Raw genomic sequence first — 13,844 nt, forward strand, 5'->3', positions numbered from 1 at the left:
GATGAACAGTCTGGAGCTCAACGTCGGCGAGCATTACCAATATTGCGGTTCCGATTACCAGGTGGTCGCGGCCCAAGGCAATCGCTATCAGCTGCGCTCTCTGAAATTCAGCAAGCAAATCGTGATTCAGTCGTATGAGCGCCTGGTGAGCGCCTGGCGGAATGGCACCTTGGTCAAAACCCAGGAGGCACCGTTTGCTCCGCGGGTTGACCTGATCGTCGACGCATTGAATGCACGCCAGCAGAACATCATGGCTAAACGGCTGGCTTATGTACTACCCGTGTTGGAGCGCTGGGGCGGCCGCCTGCCTCGCCAGCCGGTGCTTACTTTGCTCTCCGAAATTGCCGAACAGAGGGGCGAAGCGAGGCCGAGCTACGGTGCCCTTTACCTATGGATAAGAGCCTACCTGAGCATGGGCGAAAATAAGCTCGCTCTCGTGCCCCGAACCCGGAGTTCGCCAACCCGGCGTGTTTTCAGGCAGCCAGAGGTTGTGCAAGAACTCATCCAGCTCAACTTGGCTCAATTGTTCTTTAAGCTTACGCCGTGCAAGAAAACCGACCTTATTAGTGCCATCCAATGCTCAATTAACGCCTGCAACGAAAAACGGCCTCCACACGATCAGCTCGCCTGTCCGTCGACCAGTACGCTATACCGAATCATTACAGAATTGGACCGGTACGAGACCGACCGCCATCAGCTCGGTTACCGTCGAGCCATCAGAAGGCAAAAATGGAGCAAAAAATGTAGGCGGCCATTGGAGCTCTTTAACCTCGTCGAAGGCGATACGCATGAGCTCGATGTGGAAACCGTCGATAAGGACGGCCACCTGATCGGACGCCTTTACTTGACTGCACTGATAGAAGTGAGAACTCGGGTAATCACAGGATGGGACATCTCCTACAACCCGCCCAGCACCGAAAAGACGATGCGCGCGCTGAAACATTCACTGTTGAGTAGTAATCCCTATGGAGGACTGGCTCGCCGTTATCGTCTGGACAATGGAAGCGAATTCGCCAATGCCCGCTTGAAAAGCGTACTTCAGGACCTTGGCGGTGACGTGACCTACTGTGAACCGGGTAATCCAGATCAAAAACCGCACATCGAAAGTTTCTTCAAGACCTGGACCACATCCATCGCCCATTGCATGCCCGGTACGACTTTTTCGGGACCAAATCCTTATGACTCCGAAGCCAATGCCACCCTCACCCAGGAGGACGTCATGAAAAATTTCGAAGATTGGATCGTTACTGCCTACCATCCAGGATTCCAGGATGGCTTGGGCAAATCACCTCAGGAAGCCTGGGACGAAGACCAGGCCAATACTCTCGCGTTCGAACAGAAAAGATACAACGAGGAAGACCTTAATCGCCATCTGCTGTGTGTCGCTTACGTCAAACCAAACAATGGCCGGTTGCGCTTCAAAGGGCTCGCCTGGACGGGCCCTGCGGTGAGTTATCTGGCCACCCAGCATTCCGGAAAACCTAGGTCGTTGCGGCTGCTCTATGACATTTCCGAGCTGGGCAAGGCCTGGGTCTGCGACCCTAGTTCGTCAAGCGAACTCTTCGAGGTCATGGCGGTTGATCCCGATTATCAAAAGGGTTTGACCATGCACCTTCATGAAATGATCAAGGCCCGGCTCAGAGCCAGAAAGCAATCACCTAGCTATAGTGCCGCACGCGAGGCGCGGGTTCAGATATTACGAGAACTGGCCAGCGCGAAAACCAAAACCCAAAGGAAAATACGGAAACGCGCGGAGGAGCGTGGCGACTTCAACGCGAGGCCGAGCTTGCCCGCCCCTTCAGTGGCTCTGGAGGATGACAGCAACAGACGTTATCAATTCCATCCTGATACCCCATCGGATTATTCGAGCGTGGTGACCAAACATGATCGATGAATCGAAAGTACAAGCCATGGTCGAATTCAATAAACAGACCGTGTTCTTCCCCAGCTATCAGTTTGCCTACTCCCAGCTTTCCAAAGCCGTGGAAGCCACTGAAATACGTAAAACGGCAAGCTGCGCCTTCATCATAGGGCCGTCCGGCTCCGGAAAATCTCGTCTGTGCGAGCTGTTCACCGGCACCTTTAATCCGCCGTATATAGAGTGCGATAAAGACGGCATATACAAAATTATAACCGCGCTCTACTGCATCGTGCCTGCCCCGGTGACGATCAAGGGGATATGCACTACGTTACTCAAAGCGCTGGGCGTTTACCCTGCTCACGGGGACGTGCATGCGCTTAACGAATTACTCCTAGATCGTCTAAAAAAATGCCGGGTCAGAGTCGTAATTTTGGACGAAATCCAGCGCCTGTTGAAACCGGAAGCGGAGAAATCACGCGGCGTGACCTTGGATTGGCTGGTAACACTACTGAGCAAGAGCGAGATCCCCATCATGCTGGCAGGCACCGAAGAGTGCAAGCTTCTACTTAAGGAACAAAAAAAACAACCTCATTCACCGTTCATCAGAAGATACTGCTACGTCGCGTTCCTAAAGCATTTCAAATTCAGCGAGCTCGAAACATCTGAATACCACATGACGCTTAGGGTTCTGGATCAGCAGCTGTTTAAGCTAATGAAGTTTGTAGGCGATGTTCATCTGCACGAACTGATGATCATGGCGCCGCTCTACGTTGCGAGCGTAGGAAACCTGGAATACCTTCGACAAGTCGTGCACGAAGCGGTTATTAGCGCCTTAACCCGCAACGCAACTACTCTTACTCGCCAGGACTTCTTCGAGGCCTGCCAATGCCTGAATCTACCCGAACAGCTCAGTGAGACAACAAATCCGTTCACTTTGACGCTGAGTGAGTGTCTTGCGTTGATAGCGGCGCACATCGATGAACAAGCTCATCTTCGTACCAATTCCGCTCGCTGAAGAAAGCCCATACAGCTTAATCAGGCGGGCAACGCTATATCATGGATTTCACACGATTGGTCAATTCAGCCGGCGCTGCGTGGGTGAGTCAGCAGTGCAACACATTGCAGTAACCCAGTCGTCAGCGATCGCTCAATTTTTAGCAGAAGAGGCGGGAGACTATGCCCCCGCAGTCCTCAGTGGCTTTTACAAAACTGTCAACCGCGCGCAGACGATGCATTTGTTGGTCAGCGGAATCGAAATACCTAGCTTTTATCTAAGGTTACGTTCCTTTGTGTACTGTGACGACTGTTTCGAAGAGGGCTGGCAGCGCCAAATCCAAGACATAATACTTACAGAATTTTGCCCATACCACCAAAAAAAATACTTGATGCACTGCCCCGCATGCGGTGGAGATATTAAGTGGTGGCAGGCGCTACATGGTAAATGTCACTACTGCGGGGATATCCTTAAGTGTGTTCCATGCACTGCCCAGGACTGTAGGCCTGAAGAGTATCTTGTGCAGAATTTGAAGACCCACAATCAGGCTTACCTTGACAAAATCATGAGAATTGCTCGTCAATTGGGAGATATTAAGAAAAAAAAGTCTACCGCACCCGAGGGCAGTCGCTGCCAGATTAATGAAGCAGCAATGCTCATTGCGAATAATGATGCGTACGGAATTCTGCAACACCTGACAGCGTTACATAGCATATATCCCGATATCGACAAGGCTTGGATAGCCGCCCGTTTCTCAGGTTTCAAGAGCCCTGAAGTCAATGAAGCTATAAATGCCTTCATGAAACGGACAACGTGTTCTCAGAACAGCATCCGCAGCGATACACCTTTTCTATTAACGCCCGGACAAGTCAGACGAAAAATGCAGGCGGAGGGCCTACGCTTCGCCACCATCAGCCAGATATGCCATAGCCTTAACGCAACGAGAAAATCCTGTACCAATGATGACATCCTTGCAATATCTTTGGCGCTTGAAAAATATCACGCTAGGAGTGCTGGACGATTACCCCTCGCACAGTCAGAGATGTGGACTACCAATGAGGTCGCTAGGCGGCTAAATGTCAAATCGAACGTCGTACAAACTTATGCCAGAGATGGCTTATTGCCATTCTATTGCGGCAAAAAGGCCAAGAAATTTTTCCTCCCAGCTGACGTGGACTGCCTACTCGATCGACTCCAACCTCCACACTACATTGCAGCAACCTGTGGCGTTAAAGTCATAAAAATTCGCAAAGCTATTCTCGAATCTCAAGTTAAACCCAGCTACAACGCCGAACTCCACTGGTCGTACTGGTTATTCACGTCAGAAGACATCCAGTCAATCAAGCGAACGTTGGCTCACAAAAAATCACGGGCCACGGAAGCGTTTCCGTTAATTCTCCCAAACCTCCCGGCTGATCCAGTTTTTTTCGCGCAATTTCTAAGCTTTGCGCAGACAGCGAAATCACTTCGAATTACAACAGGAGCCGTTCATGAGCTTATAAAGTGGTGTCACTTGAAAAACTGCTACAGATCTGTGAAGAAAATCTACATCCCTAAAACGGAAGTCAAAAAATTCAGAAAAAAATACTTGAATAGCAAAACCACCAGCAAAATTCTGAAAATCTCTTCAAACCGTCAGGCCGATGTACTGCAGTTTTTTGGCATCAAGCCACTAACCTTTCCCGCTACCACACAATCCCGAATCACTGCCATCTATAGAAAAAGCGAAATTTCAAAGTTTGCCACTCACCTAATCACAGAAAAACCCACGGAAAATCAGAATTACTTACCAATTGTTATCGCCGCCAAACGTGCACAAGTTACCGAACATACCCTTAGAGCCCTGGCCTATCACAATGTGCTCACTCACGTAGCGGGTCAGTTATCGTTTTATTTCCGGCCCAGCGTTCTGGATTTGTTCCGAAAGAAATTTTCGATTATCGAAAAACTGCTTGCCCCACTAGGCTTTCCGTCGCGACCAACCCCTAGACTTATCGAGACGCTGTACAAGTACGACACCAAAGAAATGTCGCCCAGGACCAATACAGCAGAATTCTATCGAAGCAGCACCGACATACTCTCGTATCTAAATTCAGAGACGCCAATTAACTCCCCCATCTTGACCAAAATAAGAAGAACGGCAAATTACTTCTGCCCTAAGGTGCCAACCCTACCGCCGGACTGCATATTGCTCAGCATCGCCCTCGAACAATGTCAAATGAGCTACAACGACTTTTATTGCACGTTTTTAAAGAAAGGATTTGCGTCATTAATCAGACACGAGAGAGAGAAATACCTTAATAGAAAAGATTTTAATAAGTGCCAACGCATCCTCGCCTCGTACATAACCTGCGCAATGGCCGACCGATTGATTTTCAAAAACCCCGGAACTAGCCGATGCTTGATTAGACGGAACATTCTGACAGGAGAACACCTATCCAGTTTTATCGAAAACCCATTGATACAGCGGGACATGATATCGCAGTACCTTATAAATCATCCCGTAAGCTCTCATCTCAAATCCGAATAATCACAAGCTCAATCGACCAGGGCACCACTAACTTTCCAAAGCTCACCTCGTTCTCCAACCATGACGCACCTTCAAGCCAGTCGCACCCGACTTCTGCTCGCCACGCCTCCTGCCACTTTTAAACTTGATCCACATGGATAAACTCCGTTGCTGGACCACACTGCCCCGTGAACCTCCTACGGCCACCCGAAAGCATATTCACTTGTATAAATTTTTGCTCGACAATATTCATCAGTATTATTTTTTTTGAACACATGCAATTCAAGGCTTCATGAATTTTGCAGCAACCTCGGTCAGCCATATCAATTTGAACAGAAATTGATCGGGAGGATCTGAGTGAACTGGTCAGCGCCATAAAAGCGGTATTGTCAGGTTACAACTACTTCCCCAGTGAGGCCTTGAATCCTGTCCGTGGTGATGACGTGCGTTGCGCCGAGCTGGAACTGTTCAAGTCAGTCAATGATAGAGAATTGATGGTACTGCAACTTTTTGCACAAGGCCGTACCAACAAGGAAATTGCCAAAGGCATGTTTCTAAGCAACAAGACTGTCAGCACCTATAAAAAACGACTGATGCAGAAACTCAAAGCCAAATCCCTGGTTGAACTCATCGAGATGGCAAAACGTAACGCATTAGTGTGAGACACAGGATGCCCCGTCGCATTAAGGATTATCTGATTTCAGTGGCTGCAGGTTTATGCCTGAGCACTTCAGTACCTGCCTCGCAGATTGCCAGCGAACACTTCACCCTGCTCAGTCGATCGACCCTCCGGCATCTGGACGTCCAACTGGATCCATCGCAACGGCAATGGATAACGAGTAAGCGCGAACTTATCCTGGGTACGTCGGCCCCGGACTATCCTCCTTTCGACCTGACCGTCAGCGGCAAGGACTACGAAGGCTTCACCGCCGATTACGCTGGCATTCTCGGCAAAACCCTCGGTTTACCAGTCAAGGTCCAACGCTTTGCGTCCCGCGGAGCTGCCATCAAGGCACTTGAAAAAGGCGAGGTCGATCTGCTCGGCACAGCCAATGGGTTCGAGGCTCACAATGCCGATATCGCGCTTTCCACGCCCTACGCCGTGGACCAGCCGGTCCTGGTGACACGGGAAGGAGAAACCCGATCCCTGACCGAAGGCCTCGCCGGCTTGCGGCTGAGCATGGTGTATCACTACTTGCCACTGGAGGAAGTCAGGGCCTTGTATCCCAAGGCAACCATTACGTCCTATCCGTCCTACCAGAATGCGATCAATGCGGTGGCATTCGATCAGGCCGATGTCTTCCTGGGCGACACCATCTCGACCCATTACATGATCAACAAGGGTTACCTGAACAACATCCGCATGGCTAACTTCGGCAAACACGAAGCCCACGGTTTCAGCTTTGCCGTGCACAGGCACAACCCGGAATTGCTCGGGATCATCAATGCCATGCTCATGGCCATCCCCGCCAGCGAACGGCAGAACATCGCCGAGCGCTGGAGTGCCGGCAGTGACATTCTTCTTACCGACCAGAAGTTACAACTCACCGACCCCGAAGAACAGTGGCTGGCGCAACATCCGATCGTGCGCGTGGTGGTCAACGAGGCGCTTGCGCCGCTGTCGTTTTTCGACAGCAATGGCAATTTTCGCGGTGTCACCGCAGACCTGCTTGAACTGATCAGATTGCGCACCGGCCTGCGTTTCGACATCCGTCGAAGCCGAAACGATGACGAGATGATCGAACAGATCAAGGACAATAAAGCCGATGTAATCGCCGCCCTGCTCCCCAGCGCCGAACGTGATACAGCACTGAATTTCACCCGCCCCTATCTGCAAAACTCCTTTGTCCTTCTGACTCGCAAAGCCGCCGACAGCCCGGCAAACCTTGAGCAGCTGGCGGGCAAACGCCTGACCATCGCCCAGGGCAGCCCACTGGTGGATTACCTGCGCCGCGAGTTCCCGCGGATCAGGTTGATTGAAACCCCGGACACGTTCAGCGCGGTGGAATTGCTCGCCGAAGGCAAGGCAGAAGGTGCGGTGAACTCACTGGTCATCGCCAACTACTTCATTTCATCACGGCTTTTCGAGCACACACTTCAGATCCGGACCACCATTGGCACCCGGCAGGCCGCATTTTCCCTGGCGACCGGACGAGAGGCCAAAGAGCTGAACGCCATCCTCAACAAGGCACTCCTGAGCATCGCCCCGGAAGAACTGGGCATCATCAACAGCCGCTGGCGTGGCTATTCGGCGTCCTCGCAAAGCACCTGGCGCAATTACCAGCGATTGTTCTATCAGATCGTGATCGGGGCCGGCGTGCTGCTCCTGCTTTCCGCTGCCTGGAATGCCTATATGCGTCGCCAGATCAAACAGCGTCAGGCGGCCGAGCGCGCGCTGAACGATCAATTGATCGAGCGACGCCAACTGTTCGAGGAGCTGCGCTGCGCGAAGGAGCGCGCCGATGAAGCCAACCGCGCCAAAAGCACATTCCTGGCAACCATGAGCCATGAGATCCGCACGCCGATGAATGCGGTCATCGGCATGCTCGAACTGACGCTGAAGCGCATTGAGAGCAACCATCCAGATCGTCCGGCCATTGACGTGGCCTACAACTCGGCCAGGGACCTGCTGGAACTGATCGGCGACATTCTCGACATTGCCCGGATCGAATCCGGGCGTCTGAGCCTGAGCCCGGAAAGGGTGAATCCGAGTGAAATCGTGGGGTCGGTCGTTCGGATCTTCGAGGGTCTGGCTCGTCAGAAAAACCTTGAACTGCTGCTGGAACTCAACCCGGCCAATCCGGCGATCGATGTCCTGCTGGACCCGATGCGTTTCAAACAGGTGTTGTCGAACCTGGTCAGCAACGCTATCAAATTCACGGAACAGGGCCAGGTCAGGATCACCGTCGAATTGCTTGCGACGCCTGAACCCGAGCAAGTCCGGATGCTGTTGCAGGTTGAGGACAGCGGCATCGGGATCAGCGAACAGGATCAACGGCGACTGTTCGAACCCTTCGCCCAGGCCAATGGCACTGGGCAGTCAGGCAGAGGCGGCGCCGGCCTGGGTCTGGTGATCAGTCGGAGCCTGTGCGAAATGATGGGCGGCAGCCTGCGATTGGATAGCCAACCGGGAGTCGGCACGCAGGTCCAGGTTTCTCTGCTGCTGTCCACCCTGCCACTCGAGCAGATGTCGAAAACCACCGAAACACCGATCCACACGTCCACGGCCCCCTTGAACGTGCTGGTGATTGACGATCACCCGGCCAATCGCTTGTTGATGTGCCAACAGCTGGAGTTTCTGGGGCATCGATTCAGCGTTGCCGAGGATGGCGAAGCAGGGTTCGAAGCGTGGAAATCAGGGCTGTTCGATCTGGTGATCGTCGACTGCAACATGCCGGTCATGAATGGCTATGAACTCACTCACGCCATCCGCGACCATGAACAGCAATCCGATCGTTCCCCGTGCACCGTTCTGGGTTTTACCGCCAACGCACAACCGGAAGAGCGACAGCACTGCAAACAAGCAGGAATGGATGACTGCCTGTTCAAGCCGCTGACGCTGTCCGCGTTGAGTCAATGGATCGCAGAGATCGAACCGACCAATCGCTCTCCCGCTTTCAGCCTGAAAGGGCTGCACTTGTTGACGGGAGGTAACCCGGCAATGGACCTGCGACTGTTGACCGAACTGCTCAGCAGCAACCGTCTGGACCGACAGGCGCTGCAGGCGTTATCCCGGTCAAATGACCCGCAGTCGTTTCTTGATATCGCTCACAAAATCAAGGGCGCAGCCCGAATTGTCCAGGCCACCCGCTTGATCGACCGCTGCGAAGCGCTCGAACGGGTCTGCCATGAAGTTTTTCATCATGACAACGTCGCCGAATGCAGGAAGGCCATCGAAGGCGCGATGCTCGAACTGGAGCAGTCATTACTGCAACAAATTGGTCAAAACGACAAAAGCAGAATGATGGAGCCTTAACTATGCTTTGTCGCTGAGCAGTGTGTTAAACCGCATGGAGTGACCTGCAATGCCCAGCCCACTGCGCCCGGACCAACGCCGGTTTCCGTTGCACGTGCATATCAGTGTGATGTTTACCCTGCTGTTGCTCCTGACCGGCGTGGTGCTGGGCATTTTCAACTATCGGCAAACCACGCAGATCATTCTTTCCAGCAGTGAAAAGCTCTTCGAGCGCATCGAGCAGGACGTCCGGCTGGACCTGCACGCCACCTATGAGCCCATCCATCATCTGTTGAGCCTGCTGGTATACAACCCGGCGGCGCAGGCTACGAGCCTGGAACAACGCCTGGCGCTGCTCGGCCCTTTCAGCCAGTCGCTCAAGGACAACCCTGATCTGGCCTCGCTGTACCTGGGCTACGATAACGGGGATTTCTTCATGGTTCGCCCCTTGCGAACCGCCGCCCTGAAAACCCTGCTCAACGCCCCGGGCAATGCGGTGTATCAAGTGTGGAGCATCGAGCGAAACGGCGGCCCGGTGCATTCCCAGTCACTGTTTTTCGATCAGGACCTGAACCTCGTCAGTCGGCAGGACAACCCCGACGACACCTACGATCCGCGAACACGTAACTGGTTTTCCAATGCCCGCCGCGACAGCGATCAGATCATCACCGAACCCTACCTCTTTTTCTCCACTCATAACGTCGGCACCACCCTGGCCCGCCGCAGCGGTGCTCACGCAATCCTGGGCGCGGACCTGACGCTGGCAGAACTGTCCGCGACGCTGGCCAAACATGTCGTCACCCCCAGTACCGAAATCGTCCTGTTCGATGCCGAAGGCAATGCCATCGCTTACCCCGACAGCAGCAAGCTGATCGTCGACGACCAGACCGCCCGCCTGAGCAAGGCCGCCGACCTGAGCCCCGGCCTCGGCGCATTGCTGAACAATCCGCCAACAGGCAATCGGCTGAAAGCCGCTGGCCGTCAATGGATCGTTGCCCGCAGCCGCATGCAGGAGGGTGGTCCCCAGGGATTGCAACTGGCGCTGCTGGTGCCGGAAGACGAATTGCTCGCCGATGCCTACCGCATGCGCTGGCAAGGGGCGTTGATTACGTTGGCCACATTGCTGTTGTGCCTGCCGCTGGGCTGGCTGACCTCGAGAATCCTGGTCAAACCCCTGCGCAAATTGGTGCAGGAAGCCGATGCCATTCGCAGTTTCAATTTCAATTTTCCGGTCTCCCGTCGCTCGCCGGTGCTCGAAGTCGACCAACTGAGCGTATCGATGACCCGCATGAAAGATACCCTGGCAAGTTTTTTCCAGATCACCGACAGCCTGAGCGCCGAGACCCGGTTTGCGCCCTTGCTGGAGCGGGTTTTGTTCGAAACCGTGAAAATCGGCCAGGCCCAGGCCGGTCTGATCTACCTCCGGGAAAATGACGGTGATCGCATGGAGCCTCACGGCCTGGTAATCGACGATATTTCACAGGCATTGCCGGCGTTCGACATTCGCGGCCACGAGCCTGGCGGCCCGCAAAGCCCCGCTTGGATGCTGCAACTGTCGAATGCCGACAATGTGGTGATCAATCTCGGTTTCGAACAGGCGGGGGATTTGCAGAAAGTGCTGCTGGCGATGGGGTGTCCGCGGGTGCACCTGATCGGTATCCGTCTGCACAATCGTCATAACGAAACCGTGGGCCTGTTGATCCTGTTGCTGGAGGATAGCGGCCACCAAAGCGATCTCGAGAAGCTTCGTCCGGACCGCATTGCGTTCCTTCAGGCCGTGTCCGGCGCGGCTGCCGTGAGTATCGAAAGTCAACGCCTGCAAGCCAAACAGAAACAGTTGCTGGACGCCTTCATTCAACTGCTGGCCGGCGCGATTGATGCCAAAAGCCCCTACACTGGCGGTCACTGCCAGCGCGTCCCGGCGCTGACCTTGATGCTCGCCCAGGCTGCCGCGACCAGTCAGGACCCCGCCTTCAGCGGTTATCAACCCACCGAAGACGAGTGGGAGGCGCTGCACATCGCTGCATGGCTGCATGACTGCGGCAAGGTCACGACGCCGGAATACGTCGTCGATAAAGCCACGAAGCTGGAAACCCTGAACGATCGCATTCACGAAATCCGCACCCGTTTCGAAGTGCTCAAGCGCGATGCCTGGGTCAGTTACTGGCAGGCCATTGCCCTGGGCGGTAACGAGCAGCACCTGGCTGAACTGCGCGACGCAACTCTGGTAGGGCTCGACGATGACTTCGCGTTTATAGCCCGTTGCAATCTGGGCGGCGAGGCGATGGCCGATGCCGATCTGCAACGTCTGCGCAGCCTGGCTCAACGGACCTGGACCCGAACCCTGGATGACCGATTGGGTGTTTCCTGGGAAGAGAATCGGCGCCAGGCGCAAACACCGGCACCGACGCTGCCGGCCAGCGAGCCGTTGCTGGCGGACAAACCCGAGCACCTGTTCGAACGCGCCGAGGCCGAACTGATTCCGGAAGACAATCCGTGGGGTTTCAAACTCGACGTGCCGCGCTACAAGTACAACCGGGGCGAACTCTACAACCTGAGCATTGCCCGGGGCACCTTGACTCGCGAGGAACGTTACATCATAAACCACCACATGGTGCAGACGATCCTGATGCTCAGCCACCTGCCCTTCCCCGCCCACCTCAACAACGTTGCGGAAATCGCTGGCGGCCACCACGAAAAAATGGACGGCACCGGTTATCCCAAGCAGCTGAAGCGTGAAGAAATGAGCCTGCCGGCGCGGATGATGGCGATTGCCGATATCTTCGAAGCGCTGACCGCCGCTGATCGCCCCTACAAGAAAGCCAAATCCTTGAGCGAAGCGCTGGGCATCATGGCCACCATGTGCCGGGATGCCCACATTGACCCTGAATTGTTCGGGCTGTTCATCAACGCCGGGATCTATCAGCAGTACGCCGACCGATTCCTTGATCCACAGCAGATCGACGCCGTGGATCCGGAAGGCCTGCTGGCCAAGGCTGGCCTCAAGGCATGATCAGCAATCGGTCAGGCGCAGGAAAATGGCCGCCAGTTTTTCAATGCCGGCTTGATCGTCAGCGGTAAACCGCGCGAGCTTCGGGCTGTCGAGGTCCAGCACGCCGATCAGGCGACCGTCCTTGACCAGCGGCACGACCAGCTCGCTGTTCGACGCGCTGTCGCAGGCGATATGTCCGGGGAAAGCGTGCACGTCTTCGACCAACTGCGTCTGCAATGTCGCCGCCGCCGTGCCACACACACCGCGACCGAACGGGATGCGCACACAGGCGATTTGCCCCTGGAACGGACCGAGCACCAGCTCTTCGTTGCGATTGAGGTAGAAACCGGCCCAGTTCAGGTCATCCAGTTGGTTATACAGAAACGCGGAAAACTGGGCGGCGTTGGCGATGAAGTCCCGCTCGTCCGCCAGCAAGGATTCCAGCTGAGCGTGCAGCATGCCGTAGCCTTCGAGGCCCTGGCCGCTTTGTTGTAAATCGATCATGCCTTGTGCTCCAACAGCTTGAGCCCGACCCAATAGCGGGCAAATTGATAGGCGCAACGTCCGTTGCGATTGCCCCGGCCGGTAGCCCAACGCACCGCGAGGATGTCCAGCTCTTCGTCACGCTGCCATTTCAGGCCGGCCTTGTCGGCCAACTGACCGATCCAGTGCTCGACCACATTGAGGAAGTGTTCCTGGGTAAACGGATAGAACGACAGCCACAGGCCGAAACGGTCCGACAGGGCGATCTTGTCTTCCACGGCTTCGCTGGGATGCAGCTCGCCGTCGACCCGTTTCCAGTTCTCGTTGTCGCTTTCCTTTTCCGGCACCAGATGGCGACGGTTGGAGGTGGCGTACAACAAAACGTTATCCGGTGCCTGCTCGAGGGAACCGTCGAGCACGCTCTTGAGCACGCGATAATCACCTTCGCCCGATTCGAACGACAGGTCATCGCAGAACAGCACGAAGCGCTGGGGCAACCTGGCAATCTGTTCGACCACCCGTGGCAGGTCCGCCAGGTGGTCGCGCTCGATTTCGATCAGCCGCAAACCGGCCTTGGCATGCTCGGCCAGCAAGGCACGCACCAGCGACGATTTACCGGTGCCACGCGAGCCCCAGAGCAAGGCGTGGTTGGCCGGCATGCCGTCGATGAACTGTTGGGTATTGCGCCCCAGCTGTTCCAGTTGCCGGTCGACGCCGATCAGGTCGGACAAACGCATGTCGAGGCTGACGTGCAGCGGCAACAGAAAACCGCTGCGACCCTCGCGTTGCCAGCGCGCAGCCAGGCATTGCGTCCAGTCGATGGATTGTCGAGGTGCAGGCAGCAACGGTTCGATTCGAGCCAGAACGGCATCGGCGCGTTCAAGAAAAGCATTCAATCGGGAATCCACGTCTTCTCCTCGGGCACGTTCACAGTAATGATGGCGCTACAGCGACGAAACACGGCGGTCGGTGCCCGGGTCATCCCTTGTTGCACAAGGGCTCGCGAGAACATCGGTATCCATGCATGATCGACTATGCTTGAGCAGCGAA

7 protein-coding genes and 1 pseudogene are annotated in these 13,844 nt (G+C 54.9%); 6 read left to right on the top strand and 2 right to left on the bottom strand.

Annotated features, from left to right (window positions below; all coding sequences use genetic code 11):
- The first annotated feature begins 1 nt into the window (after position 1).
- The 6 genes and pseudogenes from B723_RS28220 to B723_RS28245 all read left to right on the top strand — a co-directional run bounded on the left by B723_RS28220 (position 2) and on the right by B723_RS28245 (position 12,332).
- On the top strand, positions 2-1,894 hold the full coding sequence (locus tag B723_RS28220) for an integrase catalytic domain-containing protein (RefSeq protein ID WP_017337394.1): 1,893 nt from the start codon (positions 2-4) through the stop codon (positions 1,892-1,894).
- A complete protein-coding gene (locus B723_RS28225; RefSeq protein WP_017337393.1) occupies positions 1,884-2,876 on the top strand; it encodes an ATP-binding protein in 993 nt (330 codons plus the stop codon). The genes B723_RS28220 and B723_RS28225 overlap by 11 nt, the downstream gene beginning before the upstream one ends.
- The gene (locus B723_RS28230; RefSeq protein WP_080995165.1) at positions 2,839-5,385 is read left to right on the top strand and encodes a hypothetical protein; all 2,547 of its coding nucleotides are present in this window, start codon (positions 2,839-2,841) and stop codon (positions 5,383-5,385) included. The genes B723_RS28225 and B723_RS28230 overlap by 38 nt, the downstream gene beginning before the upstream one ends.
- 323 nt (positions 5,386-5,708) lie before the next feature.
- Positions 5,709-6,026: pseudogene (locus B723_RS28235) on the top strand (LuxR C-terminal-related transcriptional regulator); the annotation flags it as partial.
- An 8-nt stretch (positions 6,027-6,034) separates the two neighbouring features.
- Positions 6,035-9,340, top strand: coding sequence for a transporter substrate-binding domain-containing protein (locus B723_RS28240; RefSeq protein WP_017337390.1), 3,306 nt, complete (start codon positions 6,035-6,037; stop codon positions 9,338-9,340).
- Positions 9,341-9,389: 49 nt separating this feature from the next.
- A complete protein-coding gene (locus B723_RS28245) occupies positions 9,390-12,332 on the top strand; it encodes an HD domain-containing phosphohydrolase (protein WP_017337389.1) in 2,943 nt (980 codons plus the stop codon).
- On the opposite strand, the gene B723_RS28250 is transcribed toward B723_RS28245, so the two are convergent.
- Together B723_RS28250 and B723_RS28255 are read right to left on the bottom strand one after the other, a co-directional pair.
- Positions 12,333-12,815 carry a GAF domain-containing protein gene (locus tag B723_RS28250; RefSeq protein ID WP_017337388.1) on the bottom strand — a complete coding sequence of 161 codons (483 nt, stop codon included), beginning with the start codon at positions 12,813-12,815 and terminating at the stop codon, positions 12,333-12,335.
- Positions 12,812-13,702: an ATP-binding protein gene (locus B723_RS28255; protein ID WP_017337387.1), complete on the bottom strand. Its 891-nt coding sequence runs from the start codon at positions 13,700-13,702 to the stop codon at positions 12,812-12,814. The genes B723_RS28250 and B723_RS28255 overlap by 4 nt, the downstream gene beginning before the upstream one ends.
- Between the last annotated feature and the right edge of the window lie 142 nt (positions 13,703-13,844).

The sequence above is a fragment of the Pseudomonas fluorescens NCIMB 11764 genome, from assembly GCF_000293885.2.
GTDB lineage: Bacteria > Pseudomonadota > Gammaproteobacteria > Pseudomonadales > Pseudomonadaceae > Aquipseudomonas > Aquipseudomonas fluorescens_B.